This is a genomic window from uncultured Roseibium sp. (genome assembly GCF_947499295.1).
Classification (GTDB): domain Bacteria; phylum Pseudomonadota; class Alphaproteobacteria; order Rhizobiales; family Stappiaceae; genus Roseibium.
On the sequence record NZ_CANMNP010000001.1, the window covers coordinates 293,809 to 316,392 of the forward strand.

The 22,584-nt window shown below is 54.6% G+C and carries 24 protein-coding genes; 13 read left to right on the forward strand and 11 right to left on the reverse strand.

Features of this window, described 5'->3' with window-relative positions; genetic code table 11:
• Nucleotides 1-31 precede the first annotated feature (31 nt).
• A complete protein-coding gene (locus Q0835_RS01355) occupies nucleotides 32-844 on the reverse strand; it encodes a ferredoxin--NADP reductase (RefSeq protein ID WP_298957967.1) in 813 nt (270 codons plus the stop codon).
• A 479-nt stretch (nucleotides 845-1,323) separates the two neighbouring features.
• On the opposite strand from Q0835_RS01355, the gene Q0835_RS01360 reads away from it, so the two are divergent.
• Nucleotides 1,324-2,361, forward strand: coding sequence for a GlxA family transcriptional regulator (locus Q0835_RS01360; protein WP_298814682.1), 1,038 nt, complete (start codon nucleotides 1,324-1,326; stop codon nucleotides 2,359-2,361).
• 50 nt (nucleotides 2,362-2,411) lie between these two features.
• Here the strand turns inward: Q0835_RS01360 and Q0835_RS01365 are convergent, their stop codons facing one another.
• Together Q0835_RS01365 and Q0835_RS01370 are read right to left on the reverse strand one after the other, a co-directional pair.
• Complete coding sequence (locus Q0835_RS01365; protein ID WP_298957970.1) at nucleotides 2,412-3,182, reverse strand: sulfite exporter TauE/SafE family protein; 771 nt, start codon at nucleotides 3,180-3,182, stop codon at nucleotides 2,412-2,414.
• 16 nt (nucleotides 3,183-3,198) lie between these two features.
• Nucleotides 3,199-3,948 carry a transporter substrate-binding domain-containing protein gene (locus Q0835_RS01370; protein ID WP_298957971.1) on the reverse strand — a complete coding sequence of 250 codons (750 nt, stop codon included), beginning with the start codon at nucleotides 3,946-3,948 and terminating at the stop codon, nucleotides 3,199-3,201.
• 270 nt (nucleotides 3,949-4,218) lie between these two features.
• Between Q0835_RS01370 and Q0835_RS01375 the strand changes: the two genes are divergently transcribed.
• The 4 genes from Q0835_RS01375 (at nucleotide 4,219) to Q0835_RS01390 (ending at nucleotide 7,889) form a co-directional block, all read left to right on the forward strand.
• On the forward strand, nucleotides 4,219-5,433 hold the full coding sequence (locus Q0835_RS01375; RefSeq protein ID WP_298957973.1) for a crosslink repair DNA glycosylase YcaQ family protein: 1,215 nt from the start codon (nucleotides 4,219-4,221) through the stop codon (nucleotides 5,431-5,433).
• Nucleotides 5,434-5,673: 240 nt separating this feature from the next.
• Nucleotides 5,674-6,315, forward strand: coding sequence for a hypothetical protein (locus tag Q0835_RS01380; RefSeq protein WP_298957975.1), 642 nt, complete (start codon nucleotides 5,674-5,676; stop codon nucleotides 6,313-6,315).
• A gap of 161 nt (nucleotides 6,316-6,476) precedes the next feature.
• The gene (locus Q0835_RS01385) at nucleotides 6,477-6,872 is read left to right on the forward strand and encodes a hypothetical protein (protein WP_298957977.1); all 396 of its coding nucleotides are present in this window, start codon (nucleotides 6,477-6,479) and stop codon (nucleotides 6,870-6,872) included.
• 54 nt (nucleotides 6,873-6,926) lie between these two features.
• Nucleotides 6,927-7,889, forward strand: coding sequence for a DoxX family protein (locus tag Q0835_RS01390; RefSeq protein WP_298957979.1), 963 nt, complete (start codon nucleotides 6,927-6,929; stop codon nucleotides 7,887-7,889).
• Nucleotides 7,890-8,048: 159 nt separating this feature from the next.
• On the opposite strand, the gene Q0835_RS01395 is transcribed toward Q0835_RS01390, so the two are convergent.
• The 6 genes from Q0835_RS01395 to Q0835_RS01420 form a co-directional block, all read right to left on the reverse strand.
• On the reverse strand, nucleotides 8,049-9,458 hold the full coding sequence (locus Q0835_RS01395; protein WP_298957981.1) for a nicotinate phosphoribosyltransferase: 1,410 nt from the start codon (nucleotides 9,456-9,458) through the stop codon (nucleotides 8,049-8,051).
• Between the two features lie 70 nt (nucleotides 9,459-9,528).
• Entirely contained in the window at nucleotides 9,529-10,593 is a 1,065-nt protein-coding gene (locus Q0835_RS01400) for an NUDIX domain-containing protein (RefSeq protein WP_298957983.1), read from the reverse strand.
• Between the two features lie 167 nt (nucleotides 10,594-10,760).
• On the reverse strand, nucleotides 10,761-11,801 hold the full coding sequence (gene tdh, locus Q0835_RS01405; RefSeq protein ID WP_298957984.1) for an L-threonine 3-dehydrogenase: 1,041 nt from the start codon (nucleotides 11,799-11,801) through the stop codon (nucleotides 10,761-10,763).
• Entirely contained in the window at nucleotides 11,798-12,985 is a 1,188-nt protein-coding gene (locus Q0835_RS01410) for a glycine C-acetyltransferase (RefSeq protein WP_298957985.1), read from the reverse strand. The genes tdh and Q0835_RS01410 overlap by 4 nt, the downstream gene beginning before the upstream one ends.
• 113 nt (nucleotides 12,986-13,098) lie before the next feature.
• Nucleotides 13,099-13,725, reverse strand: coding sequence for a LysE family translocator (locus Q0835_RS01415; RefSeq protein ID WP_298814717.1), 627 nt, complete (start codon nucleotides 13,723-13,725; stop codon nucleotides 13,099-13,101).
• A 42-nt stretch (nucleotides 13,726-13,767) separates the two neighbouring features.
• Entirely contained in the window at nucleotides 13,768-14,154 is a 387-nt protein-coding gene (locus tag Q0835_RS01420; protein WP_298957986.1) for a RidA family protein, read from the reverse strand.
• An 81-nt stretch (nucleotides 14,155-14,235) separates the two neighbouring features.
• Between Q0835_RS01420 and Q0835_RS01425 the strand changes: the two genes are divergently transcribed.
• Nucleotides 14,236-14,766 carry an Lrp/AsnC family transcriptional regulator gene (locus Q0835_RS01425; protein ID WP_298957987.1) on the forward strand — a complete coding sequence of 177 codons (531 nt, stop codon included), beginning with the start codon at nucleotides 14,236-14,238 and terminating at the stop codon, nucleotides 14,764-14,766.
• Between the two features lie 252 nt (nucleotides 14,767-15,018).
• On the opposite strand, the gene Q0835_RS01430 is transcribed toward Q0835_RS01425, so the two are convergent.
• The gene (locus Q0835_RS01430; RefSeq protein WP_298957990.1) at nucleotides 15,019-15,579 is read right to left on the reverse strand and encodes an XRE family transcriptional regulator; all 561 of its coding nucleotides are present in this window, start codon (nucleotides 15,577-15,579) and stop codon (nucleotides 15,019-15,021) included.
• A 153-nt stretch (nucleotides 15,580-15,732) separates the two neighbouring features.
• Here Q0835_RS01430 and Q0835_RS01435 point away from each other — a divergent pair, with 153 nt between their 5' ends.
• A complete protein-coding gene (locus Q0835_RS01435; protein WP_298814729.1) occupies nucleotides 15,733-15,966 on the forward strand; it encodes a hypothetical protein in 234 nt (77 codons plus the stop codon).
• A gap of 46 nt (nucleotides 15,967-16,012) precedes the next feature.
• Here Q0835_RS01435 and Q0835_RS01440 read toward each other — a convergent pair whose 3' ends face one another.
• Nucleotides 16,013-16,567: a hypothetical protein gene (locus Q0835_RS01440; protein ID WP_298957991.1), complete on the reverse strand. Its 555-nt coding sequence runs from the start codon at nucleotides 16,565-16,567 to the stop codon at nucleotides 16,013-16,015.
• Nucleotides 16,568-16,960: 393 nt separating this feature from the next.
• On the opposite strand from Q0835_RS01440, the gene Q0835_RS01445 reads away from it, so the two are divergent.
• From Q0835_RS01445 to Q0835_RS01470, 6 genes are all read left to right on the forward strand, one after another.
• Nucleotides 16,961-18,631, forward strand: a complete 1,671-nt coding sequence (locus Q0835_RS01445) for a formate--tetrahydrofolate ligase (RefSeq protein WP_298957992.1) — start codon at nucleotides 16,961-16,963, stop codon at nucleotides 18,629-18,631.
• A gap of 266 nt (nucleotides 18,632-18,897) precedes the next feature.
• Nucleotides 18,898-19,599, forward strand: coding sequence for a B12-binding domain-containing protein (locus tag Q0835_RS01450; protein ID WP_298814737.1), 702 nt, complete (start codon nucleotides 18,898-18,900; stop codon nucleotides 19,597-19,599).
• Nucleotides 19,600-19,608: 9 nt separating this feature from the next.
• Nucleotides 19,609-20,277, forward strand: coding sequence for a DUF1638 domain-containing protein (locus Q0835_RS01455; RefSeq protein WP_298957993.1), 669 nt, complete (start codon nucleotides 19,609-19,611; stop codon nucleotides 20,275-20,277).
• Between the two features lie 115 nt (nucleotides 20,278-20,392).
• Nucleotides 20,393-20,695, forward strand: a complete 303-nt coding sequence (locus Q0835_RS01460) for a virulence factor (RefSeq protein WP_298814743.1) — start codon at nucleotides 20,393-20,395, stop codon at nucleotides 20,693-20,695.
• Nucleotides 20,688-21,581: a methylenetetrahydrofolate reductase gene (locus Q0835_RS01465; protein ID WP_298957995.1), complete on the forward strand. Its 894-nt coding sequence runs from the start codon at nucleotides 20,688-20,690 to the stop codon at nucleotides 21,579-21,581. The genes Q0835_RS01460 and Q0835_RS01465 overlap by 8 nt, the downstream gene beginning before the upstream one ends.
• Complete coding sequence (locus Q0835_RS01470) at nucleotides 21,582-22,544, forward strand: methyltetrahydrofolate cobalamin methyltransferase (RefSeq protein WP_298814749.1); 963 nt, start codon at nucleotides 21,582-21,584, stop codon at nucleotides 22,542-22,544.
• Nucleotides 22,545-22,584: the final 40 nt, after the last annotated feature.

Below are 22,584 nucleotides of genomic sequence, written 5' to 3' on the forward strand. Positions count from 1 at the left end.
GACGGGTTCATTTCAAAACCACAACAGCTTTTTAACCCACGAATGCCCGTTCAACGACGAACTCGGCGGGTTTGTTGTTTGCGCCCTCGTTGAGGCCAGCGGCTTCTAGCAGTTGTTTGGTGTCTCGGATCATGTCCATGGAGCCGCAGATCATGCCGCGGTCGACCGCAGGGTCGAGTGGAGGTACACCGAGATCCTCAAACAGTTTGCCTGACTGGATCAAATCGGTAATGCGGCCCTGGCGCGGAAAGTCTTCGCGGGTGACAGAGGTATAATGCACCAGCTTGTCTTTCGCATACTCCCCGATCAGCGGATCGTTGATTGTTTCCTGAACCAGGTCTTCGCCGTATTTCAGCTCTGCCACCTCGCGGCAGGTGTGGGTCAGGATGACCTGATCGAACTTTTCATAGGTATCAGGATCCCGGATCAGGCTCGCGAAAGGTGCGATCCCTGTACCGGTTGAAAACATATAGACCCTTTTGCCGGGAACGAGCGCGTCGTTGACAAGCGTGCCGGTCGGCTTCTTTTTCATCAAAACCGCATCGCCCGGCTGGATCTTCTGGAGATGCGAAGTCAGCGGACCGTCCGGAACCTTGATGGAGAAGAACTCCAGTTCCTCGTCCCAGGCTGGGCTGGCAATCGAGTAGGCACGGTAAAGCGGCTTGCCGTCGATCATGAGACCGATCATGACGAACTCGCCGGAACGGAAGCGAAAGCTCGCCGGGCGGGTCATGCGGAACCGGAACAGCCGATCCGTGTAATGTTGTACAGTTTTCACTTCCTCGACGAAGACACCTGCCGGGGCGGCAGCTTCAAGATCAGCGGGTTTGGCAAGTACATTCATTTGAGTTGAGGTCCGTAGGTCATCGCACTGGTGGATTTGTGCCCCATGTAGCACCACTCCTACATTGACTTGAAGCAACCCGCATCCACGAAACAACCGAATTTCAAAAAAAACATTCTAATTTCGGTCAACTTTCAGGGTCCATGTCCCCATTTCGAAGAGATGTGTCCATTCGAGCCCGTGCCAGCCATTTCTCAACGCATAAAGTGAAGTTCATTCAAAGGGCAGAACCAGGTTATCAAAAGCCCTACTCTCGACCCGTTGCGGCCGGTGATTTCTAACAACTGAAAACCGGAAAATATTGTCATTGGCATCGCCAAATGGCGATCACGCATTCGCTCACAATTTGCAATCATTTGTGACAATTCAAAGAATTCGACAGTCTATGTCGCTTTTTATTTGACAGACCAAGACAAATTGAAAAATCTGTAGATAAACAAAGACAAACCTCAATAATACCTTCCAACGAGGTGAAGTAAATGTCCGGACGCACACACGAAGAAACAGGCCAGACGATAGCATTCGTTCTGTTGGACCGGTTCTCCATGAACGCATTCGCAAGCGTCATTGAACCACTGCGTATAGCAAATCGGCTGCTCGGCCGGGAGTATTACGCATGGACGACTTATTCCCTTGACGGGAATTCAGTCATAGCAAGCAACGGATGCGAGGTTGCAGTAAAAAAGTCTATTCGTGAGCTTCACGACGCTGACATTACACTGTTGTGTACTGGCATTGATGTGGAACGCTTGCCGCTCAATCCGGATCTCGGCAACAAGCTCAGGCGTTTAAATGCCATGGGCCGCACATTTGGCGCCATCTGCACGGGCGCCTATCTCCTGGCCAGATACAATCTGCTCGATGGCAGACGCTGCACCATTCATTGGGAGAACCTGCGGTCACTGCGTGAAGAGTTTCCGGACGTTGAAGTGACCTCTGATATCTTTGCAATTGACCGCAATTGCATCACCTGCGCAGGCGGCATGGCGTCGCTCGACATGATCCTGCGGCTGATTGCCATCCAGCATGGAGCATATCTTGCGCACGAGGTTGCCGAGGTCGCGCTTTACCAGAACATGCGCTCAGGCGAATCTGCTCAGCGTCATGACATTGAGGCCCGGACCGGTATCTCCAATGCCAAGATCCTCGATGCCATTCGCATCATGGATCTGCACATTGAAGATCCGCTCAGTTGCCAGCAACTGGCGATGACAGTGAACCTGTCCCCACGTCAGCTTGAGCGTCTGTTCCGTCGTCATTTCAATTGCACACCGGGCCAGTATTACCTGCGTCTGCGGCTTGAAACCGCGCGGGATCTTCTGCGCCGGACAAGCCGTCCGGTACTGGACGTTGCTCTAGCCTGCGGCTTTGCCTCCACGTCTCATTTCACCAAGTGCTATCGGGAACGTTTCCTGTGTACGCCGACGGAAGAGCGGCAGTCTTACCAATGGGCCAATACCAAATCCACGTCCGGTGTCGGGACTGCAACGCCTATGAGGCTCGTCGCAAAGTCCTGATGTGCTGTGTTGGTCTTTTCAAGAACGCCGCGTGATCGCGGCGTTCTTTGCTACTGCGCCAGCCGCCAGACACCAAGCGGGATCAGATAAAGGCCAAGCGCCAGTATGGCCGCCAGGATCAAACGCCTGAATGCAGCTTCTGAAACCCTTTTGCGCATTTTCTGGCCTGTCCAAACTGCAAGCAATGTCGGGATCACGAGTATGATGGAGGCCAAGGTTTCGCGCCCGCTTACGAGCCCGAAGCTGCCCAGAGAGATGCCGAGCGCAACCGTTGAGAACAGAAACAAGAGCCCCATAGCCTGAATTAGCTGATCTCTCGGCAAACCGATCGCCTGAAGAAACATGACGCCCGGTACCGTGTAAGATCCGGTCAGTCCCGAGAAAACCCCGTTGACCAAGCCTAGCCCAACACCGAGCGGCACTTCAATACGCGCTGGTATTGCCAGAACAACTCCTGCCAGCAGCGGCACGGCATAAGCCACCATCAAGATACCCAGCACCAGATCGGCCACTCCAACCGGGAGGCGTGTCAGAACCAAAGTGCCCGCACCGAGGACAAGGACAGCGGCACTCAAAAACGGCCACAGGCGTCGCAGCAAGACTTTCAGGTGACCGCCAAGAAGCCCCTGCCAGAGGTTGGTTAAAAATGCCGGCCACAGGACCAGCACCATCGCCTTTTCCACGCCGACAAAAACAGTCAACAGGCCCAACCCGATTGTCGGCAGGCCAAACCCAACAAGCCCTTTGACAAAACCGGCAATCAGGAATGCCGTGATTGAGATCAGTATCAATTCCGGGCCTGCATTCACCAGTCCGGTCAAGATAAGTCTCCCGGTATCATTCCTGCCCGCTTGCCGACGCGTTGAAAGCCTTCATCATGTTGGCGGCTTCGCCCGCCTCAACGCGCTTTTCCAGCTCATTTTGAAAGGCATTGATGTGTTTCAGGCAAGGCGACTTCTTTGAAAACATGTAGTGCAAGGAGTTTTCGAGCGCCGGCCAGGGCAGCGCTTCGACCTCGCCTTCCACCCCGAGATCTTTCAACATCATCTCGCCGGCCTGACGCGCGATGACCAGATAATCGGCCTTGCCATCGACAAGAAGTTCCATATTGGTCGAGAAATCATCGAAGGACTGACGACTGATGGTCAGGTGTTTGTTCGCGAAATCGTCGAACTCTTCACCGAAAGTCGCACCAAAGGGCGCCAACCCTTGCAAACCTATCAAATCTTCAAGCGACCCAGGGCGGTCTGACATGTCGGCGCGCACAAAAATCGCTACCGGCTCCTTGATAACAGGTGAGCTAAGCACGTAGTTCCGAGCCCGATCCTTGGTATGGTAAGCGCCGGCGACCATATCGATCTCACCGCTCTCGAGCTGAACAAACACGCGTTTCCAGGGCACTTTGGCACCAAACGCGACATCAACCTTCATCGATTGAAAGATTTCTTGCGCAAGGTCCGGAAAGACACCGCTCAGATCTTCAGCGTCCTTGTGCCTGATCGAGATCGGGAACCAGACATTTGACCCGTTTATCTTGATTTGATCGCAGCTTCCCGTACCTGCAAAACCGTTCGGCATGGCCGCCATGCCCGAAACCAAAACCAACGACAAATAAACAGCAGTTCTGCTGCAAAAATTCAGACACATTCGATCGCAACTTTGAAAAATTCACCCTTAAACATGCCAACCAATCAAGCGTCTAGCGGTTCTCCGGTCAATGAAAAAGCCGTAGATGCCGACCCTATTGCCCAACCAAATCGCAATGCATGACTGGATTGCATAAAAACCATTGTCATAAACACCAATTCAAGCCCCCATGTCTGGTCAGGCTGCACATTGAGATGCTAACACTTGGTCATGACGTCTTCCTCGATTTTCAAGATGCCGAACACAGTGGCTCGACATCTCTTCCTGCAAAAACATGGCCTTAGCGAAACACCGAGAGGCAGTGGCAAGGGCGAAGATCTGGCTACGTTGATCACGAAACTCGGGTTTACCCAGGTCGACAGCATCAACACCGTGGCGCGTGCGCACCACATGATCCTGGCAGCGCGCAGACCCGCCTACAAGGAGAAGAACCTCAAGCTTTTGCTGGAGCGGGACAGACTTGTCTTTGAACATTGGACCCATGATGCATCGGTCATTCCGACTCAATTCTTTCCGCACTGGCGTTTGCGCTTTCAACGGGACCGGGAAGCCCTTACCGGGCGTTGGCGCAACTGGCATGACAATGGATTTGAAGCCAAGATCGAGAACGTTCTCAAGCAGATCAGCGATCACGGTCCGGCAACGTCGGCAACTGTCGGCGAGGACGAAAAACGCAGCAGTGGCGGCTGGTGGGAGTGGCACCCTTCCAAAACCGCTCTGGAGTTTCTCTGGCGAACGGGTGAACTTTCCGTCTGTCACCGCGCTGGCTTCCAAAAGGTCTACGACCTGACCGAACGCGTCATACCACATGAGAAGCTGAACACCCGTTTTGATGCCGAGGAAACGATCGACTGGGCTGCGCGCTCGGCCATGGAACGTCTCGGGTTTGCGACCTCGGGTGAAATTTCGGCTTTCTGGGACCTGATTACCCCGAAGGAAGCCAAGGACTGGTGTCAGGTGGCACATGGCAGAGGCATACTGACAGAAGTTGAAATCGAATGTGCTGACGGGTCATTTCGCCGGGTGTATGCCTTTCCTGAAACGGTCGAGACCCTCAACACCGTCGAAACACCGCCTTCGCGTGTGCGGGTCCTATCACCTTTTGATCCAGCGCTCAGAGACCGGAAAAGAAGCGAACGGCTATTCGGCTTCAGCTACAGGATTGAAATATTCGTTCCGGAAGCCAAGCGCGAATATGGGTATTACGTCTTTCCGGTGCTCGAAGGTGCTCGCCTCATCGGTCGCATTGACATGAAGGCGCTTCGGAATGAGGACAGGCTGCATGTGCGTGCCTATTGGCCGGAAAAAGGTGTCCGCGCGTCAAAAGCGCGAACGGCAAAACTTGCGTCGGAACTCAACCGCATGGCCCGCTTTGCGGGGTGTTCGGAAGTCAGCTATGAACCCGATTGGCAAAGGACGCGCTGACGGCTCGTCGCAATGCAATCGCTCGCTCGCCTCTCCTGAGCCAATCTCAGTTTGTGCCTCTTACTCATTGCCTTTTCAGTATTTTCCCTGACAAAAAAGTTAAAAATAAACTAACCAATCAAGCGCATCATTTGCTATCGAGCCACGAGGTTGATGATGCGTTTGTCAAACAAGAAACCGGCTGTGACATGGCCCAAACTCAGCGGACCACACATATGTGTGGGGGCTGGACAAAAGGCGATGGATCTTGCACGCAAAAGCCTGATAAGCGCCGCGGAGCTTCGGGACGGCAAACTCAGCAAAGCCGACATCGAGGCTGTTTTTGACTTCCTGTCCGCCTCTCAGGACCTCTTCGACATCTATCGCTCCAATTACGAGGCCTGCGGCCGCATCCACAAGAAGCAGCCCTTCGTAGGGGCCAACAAGGACTTCTTCGCAATGTCGGTCCTAAGATTCCTGTGTTTTGATGTTGTGAGAAAAGTCTTCGAACCGCAGATCAAACGTGCGGACCCATCCTGGGAAATCGAATTTCTTCAAGCTTTCGCAGCTTATATCTGCCGAACGTCGGACGCTCAGTTCATTGACGAACTGTCTGAAGCCTATCGCAAACTTGCCAAATCACACGGTAACGAGATTACGGCCATAACGATTGCCAACGACAAGTCCATCAGAGAAATCGTTGGCCGCGTTTCAAAGCAGTTCCCATCAGAACATATTGATTTCGTGAACTTTTCAAATGCTGTGAACAAAGCTCTGTCGGACAAATACGAGACTTATGGCCCTTCGCCGATCAAAGTCTCAGAACCTGTGATTGAACTGTTTTTCAACACATTGAAAGACCCAGAAAAGTCCAATTTCTTCCGTAAATCGGTTATGGCCTAGGGAAAGCTGCATTATCTGCGGCTACAGAAAAGCAAGTCACCCACGCACCATTCTCGAGCGGTTTTGAAAAGAGAACACATTTACTTTAGATTGCATTTTTTCCTTGATCATCTTTAACGTGAGCTTCATGCTGCATCGCAAAAAGTCGATCGAGTCGAGACATGTTTCGTTTCTTCAACAGCCACCTTCCTGTGCTTGTCGTCGCCCTGCTGGCGTTCTGGACATCGGCCCAAACTGTTTCTTTCGCGTTTTCGGTCGGCAACGCAACTCTCGCCTATTCAACTGTCGAGACGGTCCCAAACTCCGCTGAACCTATTGAAGCTTCCACAAGGAACGCACCGTCAGGAACTGCGGAACAGCAAGGTCAAAGAGCCTGCTTTCTGACCTGTTTCTCCGATGCTGACTTTTGTTCAAGCCACTGTTCAGCGACATTGGCCATGGCCCCGGCCGAGAGGGCGCGCGATTGGAGAATTCAGCGCGCTGGCAGGGCGAAGCTGGATGTGCTTGACGGTGTTGAAGTGCCCGTCGACCCTGCACCTCCCAAAACCTTCATCTAGCTCCGCAACCCGGCCAAACCGGGACCTTGTTTTATCATCTTCGGAGTAAGACGAATGTCTTCCAATTCTTTGCATTCAAGCGGTTTTGCCGCGCAAATCGAACGTATCTTTTCCGCCGGACCCGACCGTCTGACCGTCCGCCAGAGTGACCAGGTCGCTTTGCTCCTGCGGCTTGGACTTGGGTCCGTCTTTGTCGTCGGCGGCTGGTGGAAGCTCCAACGGGCAATCGACGCCGGCAGAGCGAGCGAATTCGTTGAAAAATACACGGCTTCAAACGGCTACATAAATGATTTTTTCCAGTCGTATCTGTTCCGTGGCGACTGGTTGTCCGCTTGGGGCTTCCTGACGGCACTCTCAGCCTTCGAGCTTGTCGCAGGTATAGCGCTCGTAGCCGGTCTTCTTGTCCGGCCGCTTGCAATTGTCTTTGGCCTGCTGATGTGGTCGTTCGTTGCTGCTCTCCCCGTTTCAACTGTGCCTGGTCACGACACATCAGCCAGCACCTTCTTCACGCCGGCGATGATTGTCCAGATCCGCGACATCGGTCTGTCCGGAATGTGCTTTACACTTGCAGTTCTCGGATCAGGCAGCATGAGCCTCGATGAACGTTTGACCGGACGCGGAGCCGGCGCACAAACGGCGGACTGGTCGGCTCTTGGCCTGCTGCTGCGCCTTTCGGTCGCCGTTGCCTTTCTGGCTGGTGGATTTTTCTACGGACTCGATCATGTCAAAAGCTGGTCCGGATTTCCCCTGCTGCTCATTCTTGTCGGCTTGACACTCGCCTCAGGACATGGGGTCAGGATCGCGGCGGCGGCTGCCTTCCTGATCCTTGTGATTTATTGTTCCGGCAAAATCAGTTTGGACAAGACACTTTGGGACAATCTGAATGCCATCAAGCGTGAGTTTGCCTTCCTGGCAGCCTCATTGGTCCTGGTCCGCTACGCAGGTGGTGCAGGTTTCAGGGTTTCTGACTTGCTGTCTGCACCAAGAGAGGTGTTCTTCGGAAAGTTGCGCAACTGATCTTCAGGAGAACGCGTAGCTTCACGGTGCTGAAAAGCCAGGCGTCTTCGCTTTCATAAAAAACACAGGAGACGCTACAAATCGGCGTCTCCTCAGGCTGTGTGCCAGCTCCCGGGTTGCAAAGTCGCTCGCCCAGTGCTGGTCTTCGGCCCGTTTCAGCTACCCGGATGCCAGACTTTGTTTGAGACTGGCAATTGCGCGTGCACGCACATCATCAAAACTTGATGTTTCAAGCAGCTTCCCGTTTCGATAGACCACTTTCAATTGGTCATCCGACGGGTCCACCTCGTCGAATTTTCTGGCAACCAATTGACCGTTTTTGACAACGACCGCCTGACGGCCCGCCTTCGATGCCTTGTTCGGGTCGGAAACAGGCATCTTGAAAACGTCCTTCCATTGGACGTCCCCGGTTCTCATCGCATTTGCCTTCATCGCAAAACGCATCGTGTCCCGATTGACGTGCTGCAGCAGGCCGCCCCCCATGCCAAAGGCGATATTGTCCAGTGACCAGCGTTTCCGAACCATTTCATCGACAAGTTGCCTGATGGTCGCGAGCGTCATTCCATCACCCTGAATGACCCTGACGGCCGGATTGAGCACCCGTGCTCCCTTGGCGTTTTCCGTACCACCGTAGCTTTGCCAAAGCGTCTCAAGAACCTTCAGGGGGGTCTCAACCGGGCTTCCGGAATCCGGTCTGATGACAACCGTTGCACCAGATGACAGTACCTGGTCCTTCAGGGCACCGCACCAGATGTTCTTCACGGCGTTGTGGATGTCATAACTGTCCGAGACAACCGCGACCAACGCGTCCTTTTGCGCGAACTGATCGAGCATGTTGGCATAGGCAGCCGTCTCGCGCTCCGGGCCCCAGCTTGTCATTGTCGAGTGTTCGGCAGCTGGAATGGAAAAACCGGCAATGTCGGCATCATAGAATTCCGTGGCAGCTTCCAGAGCCTCCATCGTGTCGGTGCCGGCAAAGTTCACAAGGTGCGCCATGCCTCCGAGAGCAGCGCTCTCCGACGAAGAAACACCGCGTGCGCCAAAATCGTGCAGCTTGAACGGAATTTGCTGGTCCGGTTCATCAGAGGTTGCCAGCAATCCGCGATAGATAACCTGTTTGCATTTGAAGGACATTGTGGCGACCGTTGAGGGATACCAGACCGCGCGCAGCAGCGCGGTTTCGACCCACGTGGTCAACCAGGGCATGCGGTCATCGGTGTTTTCCAGCTGGACCAGCGGCACACCACTTGGCACCAGCGAGCCTTCGGGCAGCGCCTTGATTTCCAATGGCAGCAGGCCAGCGTGTTCGTCAACAATCTGCTGCCAGCCTTCCCGGTTGAACGGGACGCCGTGTGCCAAGCAGATTTGAGCAGCCCGCTCAATGTCCTTGACCGTTATCGGCCGTTGAAGCGCCTTTTTCAGATAGGCCTGAAGGCCGAAGAACAACACGTCGCCCGAAAATGGATTGGCGCGTGCCTCGACATAGGCCGAGATCTGCCGAGCCTCGGGCGGGTATTGCCTGTAGTGAGATTGCTTGTAGCTATCTGTTGCCAATAGTGGATTTGTCATTGTGAACTCCTCACGCGACAAGGTGAACGTGCCAGAGGGGCTCCCCCTCAGGCGAGTGAACGATCCAGCATCACAGATCTGCCATCAGATCGATGATGGACCAGTGATCTTCGAAGAACTGCTCGGGTTTCAGATCCCCCAGCCGATGCCAGTTCGCCGATCTGGCATCATCTCCGCCGGTGACCGAGAACAGCTCACGCCGCTCCGGGAGCCTGAAAAGGTAGGCATGTGTGATGATGCGGCCACGCAAAGACCTCTCGGGATGATCGAAAACCCGTGTTTTCGAGCCATCGATGAAAGATGCCAGCATCGCAGGAGGTATCTCGCCCTTGTGGTCGCTGATCCTGGTTTCTTCCTTCAACTCCCGAATGGCCGCATCGCGAATGCTTTCTTGCGGATTGAGAAAACCACCCGGCAATGCCAACAACCCTTTGCCCGGCGCTTCTCCGCGCTCCACCAGCAGAATATTGCCAGACTGAATGACCACCGCATCGACGGTCACAAAGGGACCGCGTCCCCATTTATCAGGGTAGGCGTCGAGAAACTCAGCCTCTTCCAGAAGCCCCCGAAATGGGTCCGATAGAGCGAAAGCCTTGAGCCATTCGGATACTTCGTCCGAAAGGACCGATTGCGAAATCACAGGAATGCGCTGGAAGAACTGTTTCCTGACATCTGTCGAGGAAAATGTTCCGTATTGGCTCGCGAGCTGAACATTTCCCCACTCGGGAAAGAGCTTCAGGTAGTAGCTGCTCCGATCCTTGCCGTAGCCAGCCAAGGCAATCCGCAAGTCCTGCAATCCGTGCAATACGACCCCGCCCTTGTTGTAGTGCTCAAGAACGGTTTCGTTGACCACGCGCTGCACCTCTGTGCACCACGCTGTGTCTGAATAGGGGTGATCCCGAACGGGTTTCAACACCAGTCGTCCGGTCGTCAATTCGTGCTTGAAGACCTTCGCGAACATGTCCTCGCGCTCGGAAAATGTGAAGGGATTGCGGGGGGTGCGTGCCTGCCGTGCAGAACCGATCAGCACGATCAAAGTATGGACCTTTTCAAGCGCTGATCGGATCACGGCCTCATGACCGATATGCAGCGGCTGAAAACGGCCGATGAATACGCCGTAGTCAAACTGTGACATTCGAGTCTCCCTCGAATTGATGGATGGTCAGTCGAACTCCTCGACTGATGAGATATTAATGCTCAATTTGAGCATATTCAAGAGATTTTGAGAAATTTAATGAAGAATGACTCAGGAGCAACGGTTTCTGACCAAATTTCCAGACAAGTAGCGAAGAGAGGTGCGGCTTAGGTCCAGCTCAAGACGACTTTCCCGGCCTCCCCCGACTTCATTGCTGCAAAGCCTTGCTGAAAGTCATCAACCGCAAACCGGTGCGTGATGACATTCCTGACGTCCAGGCCGTTTTGAAGCATGGCGATCATTTTGTACCAGGTCTCGAAAATCTCGCGGCCGTAAACGCCCTTGATCGTGATCGCCTTAAAGACAATGCGAGACCAGTCCACCGGAGATTTTCCCGGCGGAATTCCCAGAAGTGCAATGCGCCCACCCATCACAAGGTTTTCCACCATCTGGTCGAGGGCAATCTGGTTGCCGGACATTTCCAGACCGACATCAAAACCCTCTTTCATACCTAGCTTTTGCTCAGTACCTTTGAGGTCTTCCTCGGCAACATTCACCGGAACAACATCGGCGACCCGTGTTGCAAGGTCCAGGCGCGCTTGATTGACATCCGTGATGACCACATTGCGGGCACCGACATGGCGCGCAACGGCAGCTGCCATGATGCCAATCGGACCTGCACCTGTGATGAGTACGTCTTCGCCGACAAGGTCGAAACTCAGCGCTGTATGCACTGCATTTCCAAGCGGATCCAATATGGCACCAATTTCATCGTCTATCTCATCAGGAAGCGGCACCACGTTGAAAGCCGGCAGACGCAAATATTCGGCAAAAGCACCCTGTTCGTTGACCCCAATGCCACGGGTTTCGGGATCAAGGTGAAACTTGCCTGCGCGCGATTGACGAGAGTGCTTGCCAATCAGGTGCCCCTCACCTGAACAGCGTTGACCAATTTCGAGATCCGTTACTCCACTGCCGATCTCGACGATTTCACCGGCAAATTCGTGCCCAGTTATCAGAGGCACGGGAACTGTCTTCGATGCCCATTCATCCCAGTTCCAGATGTGGATGTCGGTTCCGCAAATACCCGTCTTGTTGATACGGATCAGAACGTCGTCCGGGCCTATTTCGGGAACGGGTGCCCGGGTCATCCAGAGCCCTTGCCGTGGTTCTGCCTTGCACAGCGCCTTCATCTGATTGCTGCTCATGACAAAACCCCTGTTGCCTTGCCGGCCTTGGCAAAGGCATCCAACGCCCGATCAAGGTCGGAGCGGGACAAAGCAGCGTTCATTTGGGTTCTGATACGTGCCTGTCCCCGTGGTACAACGGGAAAGAAAAAGCCAGAAACAAAGACACCCTCTTCAAAGAGCTCTGCTGCCATTGCCTGAGCGAGTTTCGCGTCACCCAGCATGACCGGCACGATTGGATGTTCGCCTGGCAGCAGCTTAAAGCCGAGGCTTTCCAGGCCTGTTCGCCAGTAACCGGTATTGTCGAAAAGGGCCTGGCGAAGATCATCCCCTTCTTCGACGAGGCGGATGGCTTCAAGTCCGCTCATCACGACTGCAGGCGGCAACGAATTGGAGAACAAATAGGGCCGCGCCCGCTGGCGCAACAGGTCGATAACGGGTTGCGGTCCGGCAATATACCCACCTATGCCACCGCCCAGCGCCTTTCCCAGTGTCCCTGTGAGAATGTCGACGTTTACACCGAAATGCGCTGGTGTGCCTTCGCCCCTTGGACCCATGAAGCCTGTCGCATGGCAATCGTCCACCATGACGACGGCGCCATATTTCTCAGCCAAGGCAGTGATCTCGGGGAGCTTGGCCAGATAACCATCCATGGAGAAGACACCGTCTGTGGCGATCATCATGTGCCGGGCACCGCCATCACGTGCCTCCTGAAGCTTTGCCTCCAGATCCGTCATATCGGAATTGGCATATCGGAAGCGTCTGGCCTTGCAAAGACGGATGCCGTCGATGATAGACGCGTGATTGAGCGCGTCCGATATGATCGCGTCCTCAGGTCCGAGAAGAGGTTCAAACAAGCCGCCATTCGCGTCAAAACAGGCAGCAAACAAAATGGCATCATCCTTGCCCAGAAAACCTGCCAAACGTTGCTCGAGTTGACAGTGGATGTCCTGTGTTCCGCAGATAAAGCGCACCGAAGCCATGCCATAACCCTTGGGTTCAAGCGCTTTTCTCGCTGCTTCCTCGAGCGCTGGATGATCAGCCAGGCCTAGATAGTTGTTGGCGCATAGGTTGATCACGTCACGTCCACCAACCGTTATCAGACCGCCCTGCGGCGACGTAATCTGGCGTTCGCGCTTGTAAAGCCCTTCCGCTTCGATCTCTTTCAGGGTCTCGTGGATATGTGACAGGAAGGCCTCGGACACGGCATTTCTCCGGCAAAATGGATATTTCATCCACTATGCCGGATTTTCACTCGTAATAGAAGAGAAGATTTCCGGTATCACGGATTTTTTGACACCTGCGCGAATTTTTCACGTCATCGGGGCATGGTTACCCCTGCCATTCGAATACCAGCGTAAAGCAATGCACCACCGGCACATTTGTTGAACAAGGAGACGATCCAGTTTTTGACCCCTCCCCTGGTCAGCCTGTCTCCCAGGAAAGCGTAGGCCGTGTAGGATGTCAGGTCTATCAGGAAGGTCACGCCACCCATGATCAGGATCTGGGGTAGAATGGGTTGCTCGACGTTCAGAAACTGCGGCAGTATCGCTGCAAAATACAAGAGCGCTTTCGGATTGGCGAACTCGATGACAAAGCCCTTTGCAAACAGGCTCTTCAAACTCGACAACTGTTTGTCGCGCTTTACGCTGAGAGCACCGGCCGGTGCCAGAAGCGACGTCAGTCCAAGCCAGACCAGATATGTAACCCCGGCCCATTTGATGATTGAAAACACGAGATTGGACGCAACGAGCAAAGATGCGATCCCTGTCGCCGAAAACACGAAATAGATTGCATTGGCAAACGCAATCCCAAAAACACCGGCAAGCGCTCGTTTGCCGCCGTTTGCCGCCCCTTGCGCAGCGACGGCGACCGCTGCAGCGCCTGGTGTGAAAACGACCACGGCAGTGGTGATGAGGAAAACCAAAAAGACATCGAATTGCATTCCGATCTCCAATTTCTGCAAGAGAAAGCGTATTGGGTGCCGTCAGGCAGCTGCCACGATTTCGATCTCAACCAGCCAATCGGGTGTGAGCGTCCTGACGACGATGGCAGTTGTCGGCACCCGTCGGTCTCCAAGAGCCCTGACCCTTGCGTTCTGGTTCTTTTCTGCAAGGTCGGCGCTTGTCAGATAGCTCGTAACGCGCACGATATTATCGCACGTCATATCGGCGGCGTTCAGGATGCGCCGAAGATTGTTCCAAATCAGTTCAAGCTGCTCGTCCAGTCCATCCGGAGCGCGGCCCTTTGCGTCGAGACCCATCGTGCCACTGACAAAAAGCATGCGACCGGGGCCCTGAATTTCCAGCGCATGAATGTAGTCCGGTGTCGCCGGGTATATCCCGGATACGGGATTGATCATCCTTTCGTTCATGCCTCAACCTCGCTTGCTGAATTTCTTCTTCCGTGAGAGCATGAAGCTGAATAAAATTTTGATCAATGCGGAAGATGCCGAATGACATCAAATAGAGAAGACGTTCAGAAAAACAGGCTGTCGAAGAGGCCGCTGGATGCATTCGACCGAAAGATATTAGGCAAACTGGTAGGCAACGCCCGCCAGACCTATGCCGAAATCGGCGAGGAAGTCGGCCTTTCGGCACCGGCAGTGCATGAACGGGTCAAACGCATGACCGCTTCAGGAGTTATCAAAGGCACAAACGCTGACATTGACGCGATGGCGGTCGGCAAGCCTTTCCTGGCCTTTGTTCATGTCGATGCAAGCGGCTGGGGCAAGAGCGAGAGGATGATGCGTCTCAGGGACTTTCCGGAAGTTGAAGAGCTCCACTCCGTCACGGGCGATACTTGCGTGATCTTAAAGGTCAGAACAGCCAACGCAGACGCAATGGAGAACTTCCTGGCCCAGGTCTATGCCCTGCCCGGGGTCCGGGCGACGCGGAGCTACGTTGTTTTGACGACTTATCTGGACCGACCGGTCCAGGCCGAAGTGACCGAAGAATGGCCAGACGTCCCCTTGCCGAAGGATTAGAGTGGCCTCGACAGAACATGTGTATGTCTTGTTTGAAACTCTATGCTGACAAGGCTGCTATTGCGGTCCCAGAAAGTGCAAATTTTAGAGAGGGCGTTTCGGTTCGTCATGCATTAGCCGAAGTTAAGTCATGTGAACATCTTCGCCCGGGATGGTGATACGTTGGCAGCGTTTTATAGAAATGCATTTTGGAGCTTGAACAGTGCCATCAGTGAAAGGTCAACACGCCTCCAGGACGCTGCCCAGCAAGCCTCAGAACTTCACGACCATCAAGATAGCACGAGCTGTACCTGATATCGCTTCTATGCAATGGGGCACGTCAGCGGCATAGCGTGCAGTATCGCCCTTGTCGATGACGCCCTTGGCAACACCCGATGTCACCTCCAGCCGTCCTTCTTCCGCGATCAACTGCTCGCGGGTTCCGCGTTCGTGAGGTTTGCTCTCCAGTTTGCCGCCTTTGGCGAAAATAAGCTCATAGACTTCAAACCGGCCGGTGTCCTGTGGCGGTGACAGAATACGGATCTTGCACCCGTCTCCTGCCCTATCAAGCGCGGGCGTCTGATGCTCATGCAGAATTTCCACCCGGTCTTCTGGCGTGTCCTCGCCCAGAAGCCCTGCAAAATCGACATTCAAGGCCCTCGTCAGGTTGAGCAATGTCGCAACGGTTGGATTTGATTCCCCGCGTTCAATTTGACTGACCATGGATCGAGACACACCGGAAATCTTTTCAACTGCCTCCAGCGATAGGCCCTGGGCACGGCGCGCTTTTTTCAAGCGCTCTGGCAAACGTGAGAGAATTTCTGAATCAGTCATGACGCTGAAAGGATCTACGGAAAATTCCCGCTTGTCACGTCCGGTGTTAGCGAACGGCGAGATTGAACAAGTTTTACCTATGGAAGTGAAGCGCTTCTGTCCTACCTACCTGAATGAACGCGTTTTCACGTTAACAGACCGGACGGGCAGCAGGTGCTACGAGACAAGCGGATTGACCTCGATTCAGTCAAACGCAAGAAGCTGATCGAACGACTGCTGCAAGAGATCAGCCGCTCGCAGGGTGATCTATACTATCAATCAACGAGCACAATCGCGCTTCAGATAAAAGAATACGTCAAAGGCGATGCCAAGTTGAACGCCGAGGAAAAGGCCTTGCTGGAGCCACTCTCTCAAAGAGACATAGAAGTTCTGCTGAGCTTGCATTGACCCCACTGCATCCATAGGCAGTCTATTGTGTACCGGCGCATCTCCTCTACCCAAGCGCCCGCCTTCGGCACAAGGGTTCGGACTGGACTGCCTTTCGCTGGGCTGACTTAAAGTATCCCAATGCCGGACGTATGGCCTCGTGAGCCGGCTTGTGTTCCAGATAGTCAAGAATTCTGTAGAGATTGATCGGTTGTTTCTGGATAAGCGAAATAACCTTTTCAACAGCAAGGTCATAAGGATAGGCGTCGATGAACTGGCAGGCTGTCTGTGTTGGTGTGAGAATATAGTAATCCTTGTCCCGTTTGGGAGTATAGCGCGTCACATCAAAGGGAGATGCCCCGAGCACCTGAGGCTTTGGAATGTAGCAAGTAATGTCGGTTGCCTTGTTGTACAACACAGAACCAGACGTCTGTCTGAACCCCAGACTTGCGAGTTTTGATACGGCATGGCGCCGCATCGCGGGACTCATTATTTCGGCGTCGGAGCGGTCGTATTTCAGATCATCAAACACAGAAAATATTTTGAGATCGACATCAGCGAGCAGCATATAGGGGCCGAAATCTGTCGTGACAGCCGCGCTTTCATCAGGAATGATGTCCACCCTTTGCACACCAAAGGCCCTTCAATAAGTAGATACGCCAACCGCCTCGATCCGTGACTCCTTGTACGCGTCGACAGGATAACACCACACATCTTTTCGCTCAGTTGTTAGTCAAGACTTGGCGCTCGAATTTTCACAGTCAATACCAGGCGTCAGCAGCTCGATTAACCGGAGCACGGCGAATATTACCAATCGCTGTTCAGTTTCTGCTGCTTTTTCGCCCTCGCGTCCCCAAGCTCACGGGGACTGAATGCGTCGTCGTTTCCGGGGCGCATCCTGTCGTATTCGGAACAGTTCAAGTACCGCGCTCTCAAATAGCGTTCCCTCAACGACTTGAGCGGCAAATGCCTGCTTGAATAAACCGCAATATTTGACACGCCCGGAGACATGAAGATGGCCAGCGATATTGAGATTGCCCGCGCAGCCAAGATGAAACCTATTCAGGACATCGGCGAGCGGCTGAGCATTCCAGAAGAATCCCTGCTGCCCTATGGCCGCACGAAGGCCAAGATCGCAGCTGACTACATTGAAAGTCTCGATGGGCGCAACAGCGGCAAGCTGATCCTGGTCACAGCCATCAACCCGACGCCAGCAGGCGAAGGCAAGACGACGACGACTGTTGGTCTTGGCGACGGTCTGAACCGGATCGGCAAGAACGCCATGATCTGCCTGCGCGAACCTTCTCTCGGCCCATGCTTCGGCATGAAAGGCGGCGCTGCGGGCGGTGGTTACGCACAGGTCGTACCGATGGAAGACATCAACCTGCATTTCACAGGTGACTTTCACGCCATCACCTCCGCTCACAACCTGCTGGCTGCGTTGATTGAAAACCATATCTACTGGGGCAACGAACTTGGTATCGACCAGCGCCGGGTCACATGGCGCCGGGTGCTCGACATGAACGACCGTGCGCTGCGCTCCATTGTCTGTTCGCTCGGCGGCGTTGCCAACGGCTTCCCTCGGGAAGGTGGTTTCGACATCACCGTTGCTTCGGAGATAATGGCGATCCTTTGCCTGGCAACGGATCTGGATGACCTTCAAAAGCGTCTTGGTGACATCATCGTGGCTTATCGCCGTGACCGTACGGCAATCAGAGCACGCGACCTGGAAGCGGACGGTGCCATGACCGTGCTGCTGAAAGAGGCGATGCAGCCGAACCTGGTTCAGACACTGGAAAACAACCCGGCCTTCATCCATGGCGGTCCATTCGCCAATATCGCGCATGGCTGTAACTCTGTTGTCGCCACACAGACAGCTCTGAAACTTTCTGATTATGTTGTGACCGAGGCCGGTTTCGGTGCGGATCTCGGCGCGGAAAAATTCTTCGACATCAAATGCCGCAAGGCCGGCCTGTCGCCTGATGCAGTTGTCATCGTTGCCACGATCAAGGCCCTGAAAATGAATGGCGGCGTCGCCAAGGATGATCTCGGCGCTGAAAATGTCGATGCCGTCACCAAAGGCTGTGCGAACCTTGGCCGTCACATCGAAAACGTCAAGCAGTTCGGAGTTCCGGCCGTTGTTGCGATCAACCACTTCACAGCGGACACAGATGCAGAAGTTCAGGCCGTCAGAGACTACTGCGCCGATCTCGGCGTCGATGCCATCCTGGCTACGCACTGGGCCAATGGTTCTGCTGGAACGGAAGAACTGGCAAACCGCGTGGTTGAACTGGCTGAAAGCGGCGCAGCACAGTTTGCTCCGCTTTATGATGACAACCTGTCGCTGTTTGAAAAAATCGAGACCATCGCCAAGCGGATTTACCGCGCCGATGAGGTGCTGGCAGACAAGTCCGTGCGCGACCAGTTGAAGCGCTGGGAGGCCGACGGTTTCGGCGACCTCCCGGTCTGTATGGCCAAGACGCAATATTCGTTCACAACGGACCCGCAAATGCGCGGCGCACCGACCGGCCACAGCCTGCCGGTTCGTGAGGTTCGCCTGTCAGCAGGTGCCGGCTTCATTGTTGTCATCTGCGGTGAGATCATGACCATGCCGGGCTTGCCGCGCGTGCCCTCTGCCAACCATATCCGTCTTGACGACAACGGACAGATTGAAGGGTTGTTCTGACCGCGTCCGGATCGGAACGACAAACTGGAGGCGGATCACTCGATCCGCCTTTTTCTTTTTCAGGTAGCAAATCGGGTAAATCGCGGTTTCAAAACGCTAATCCGGCATACCAAACACTGCGAGACGCGCCCTTCCCGGCACTGCTGTCGCGTAAACGACTTGCCGTGTCGCATTGGAGATATCCAGGTTTCAAGCTTGAGGCATAAGGTTTTTTCTTAATCTGTTGGCCTTTCGCGCCCTGTATGCGCGCCCGGTGGAGCTGCCTTATGTCCGATGAAGACGATATCGATCTCGCCTCCCTGTCAGACGACGAACTCGTCGAACAGATGCATGATGATCTCTATGACGGTCTGCAGGAAGAAATCGAAGAAGGGGTGAACATCCTTCTTGGACGCGGCTGGACACCTTATGACGTCCTGACCAAAGCCCTCGTTGAAGGCATGCGTATCGTCGGCATCGACTTCCGCGATGGCATCCTCTTTGTGCCGGAAGTGCTGTTGTCAGCCAACGCCATGAAGGCCGGCATGGTAATCTTGCGTCCTCTGCTTGCCGAAACTGGCGCGCCAAAGGTCGGCAAGATGGTGATCGGCACGGTGAAAGGCGACATCCACGACATCGGAAAGAACCTTGTTTCCATGATGATGGAAGGCGCTGGTTTTGAGGTGATCGATATCGGCATCAACAATCCGGTCGAAAACTACCTGGCTGCCATCGAAGAGCATCAACCGGACATACTCGGCATGTCGGCGCTGCTGACAACCACGATGCCTTACATGAAAGTCGTCATCGACGAGATGAAGGAAAAAGGCATTCGGGACGATTACATCGTGCTCGTCGGCGGTGCGCCTCTCAATGAGGAATTCGGCGAGGCTGTCGGGGCTGACGGCTATTGCCGGGATGCGGCCGTTGCCGTGGAAATGGCAAAGGACCTGATTGCCCGGCGTCACAACCAGCTGGCCAAAGGCTGAGGCTGAGACATGTTCAAGGAGGCTGCCGATATGCAGGCGGGCGAGCCTCTCTTTCCAATCGAAACGGAAGGCGACGCGGCCAACAAGATCGGCCGCGTGCTCGTGATCGCCTGCGGTGCCCTGGCACGTGAAATCATCGCGATCAGAGAACAGAACAAACTCGATCATATCGACCTCACCTGCCTGCCGGCAAAGCTTCACAATACGCCCGACAAGATTCCTGAGGAAGTTCGCCGAACTATCCTCATGAACAACGATGTCTATTCCGAGATTCTGGTCGCCTATGGCGATTGCGGTACCGGCGGGCTGTTGGACAAGGTTCTCCAGGAAACGGGTGCCCGCCGTATCGAAGGCGCGCATTGCTATGCTTTCTTTTCCGGACTGGACACATTTGACGACATGGAAGAGGACCAGTTGGGCACATTCTACCTGACTGACTTTCTGGCAAGGCACTTCCAGACCATGGTTATCGAGCCGCTCGGACTCGACTGGCACCCGCATCTGAGGGACATGTATTTCGCGCACTATACGCGCTTGCTTTACCTTGCACAGACCGACGATCCGGACCTCGAAGCAGCCGCGAGACGCGCCGCAGATCGTCTGAAACTTCCTTTCGAAATCAAAAAAACCGGGTATGGAATGCTGGCGCCCTTTGTCGGCAGCGAACCGCCAAAGTGAATTCCGCCGTTCCCACCGTGGGATAAGTCGGTTTTTCACGTGCTGATGCCGCTATCAGGCGACCTGAAGATCAGCCCTTCCTTCAAAGATAGTTTGTCAGGTGGAGAAAGAGGCCATGGCGCAGAAGATCATCGTATTTTGGCGGGATATTCCGGCACAGATCCTTGTGAAAAAGGGACGGAAATCAGCCCGGAGGGAACTGCCTGCCATGTTCATGGAGGCAATCGACGCCTGCGCCATGAGGGTCGGTGCAAAGGACAGCGAAGCCTATATGGCCGAGTGGCGCCGTGCAGACCCGATTGAGGTTTCCGACGATCTGGAAACTGAGGCGGAAACGGCGTTGAGTGAGCTCGTGACGGCCTATCCGAAGGACCGTCTGAAAACCCTGTTGGCAAGTGGAGGCAGCGAGAATGACTGAACAGCGTCTTTTGGCGAATGGGCGGCTTCCCGCCTCGACGGAAATGTCACCCAAACAGGTGATCGAAAAAACGGAATTGCTTGCCAACATTCCCGTCGGAACGCAGGTCTATGTTACAGATCTCGGCAATGCTTCGGAAGATACCATTGTTGCTGCTGCCCGCACACTGACCAACCACAAGCTGACGCCGGTGCCGCATATGGCAGCGCGCCGGTACCCGTCCTATGAAGCGTTTGAGCGGCGTATCCACCGGCTCACGCAAGAGGCAGGCGTCACCGAAGTTCTGGCAATAGCGGGTGAAGCCGAAAGATCCGGTCCATTGACCTCGTCTGTCGCCCTTTTGGAAACCGGTCTTTTCAACAAGCTTGGTATTCAAAAGATTGCAGTTGCAGGTCACCCGGAGGGCGCTCCCGACATTTCACCTGACGTCATCAGGGAATTTTTGAACCGCAAGCATGAACTGGCGGCCCAAAGTGATGCGGAATTCCGCATTGTCACCCAGTTCGGCTTCGACCCTCACCGGGTCAGCCTCTGGCTTGACGAGTTGCGAGACTGGGGCAACCTCTTTCCGGTGCATATCGGGGTGGCTGGTCCTGCAAAGATGACGACGCTCTTGAAATATGCCGCCTTTGCCGGCGTCGAGAACTCGCTCAATTTCCTGAAAAAGCGCGGTGGAGCAGTCGTCTCAATGCTTGCCGGCTATGACCCGGACACCATGGTTGAGCCGCTTGAAAACCGTGTTGTCAGTCAGCCGTCCTGCCAGCTCGTTCAAATCCACGTTTATCCGTTTGGCGGGGTCCAGAAAACAGCGGATTGGCTCCACAACCGCGGGAGCTGGTCCTTTCAATCCCCCTCTTCCACACTGACAGTCAACGAAAGCGCCTAAATGACCCGCACTGTTGTCGCCTCCGCCACCAAGGAAATCATCATCGGCTTCGACCAGCCGTTTTGTGTGATCGGTGAACGGATCAACCCGACCGGCCGCAAGAAACTGGCCGCGGAAATGAACGAAGGCAATTTCGAAACCGTCAAAGCCGATGCATTGGCGCAGGTCGCGGCCGGCGCTACGATGCTGGATATCAATGCAGGCGTTACCGCGGTTAATCCGAACGAGACCGAACCTCCGCTTCTGGTTAAAACTCTTGAGATTGTTCAAGAACTTACGGACGTTCCTTTGTCAATTGATTCATCTGTCACTGCGGCCATTGAAGCCGGGCTGGAAGTCGCCAAGGGCCGTCCGCTTGTGAATTCGGTTACGGGCGAAGAAGAAAAGCTTGAAGCGATCCTGCCGCTTATCAAGAAGTATAACGTTCCGGTGGTTGCGATCTCAAACGACGAAAGCGGGATATCGGAAGACCCGGATGTGCGTTTTGCCGTTGCCAAGAAGATCGTGGAACGGGCAGCCGATTTCGGCATCCCGTCACATGACATTGTCGTCGATCCTCTGGTCATGCCGATCGGTGCGATGGGAACTGCCGGCTTGCAGGTCTTCAAACTTGTGCGCCGCTTGCGCGACGAGCTGAAAGTGAACACGACCTGCGGTCTTTCCAACATTTCCTTTGGCCTGCCGCACAGGCACGGCATCAATGCGGGTTTCATTCCGATGGTGATCGGCGCAGGCATGACTTCGGCGATCATGAACCCCTGCCGCCCGCAGGAAATGGAAGCCGTGCGAGCTGCCAATGTTCTGAATGGAACGGACCCGAACTGCCAGGAATGGATTATGACCTACAGAGACCACCAGCCGGCAGCAGCGAGCGCTGCATCCGCGGCTCCGGCGGATGGCGGAGCGTCTGCCGGCGGCGGACGTCGCCGCGGCGGTCGCGCCGCACGGCGGTCCGCAGGCTGACGTCTCCGAATGATCAGACAGGTTCGGTGACGAGATCGAA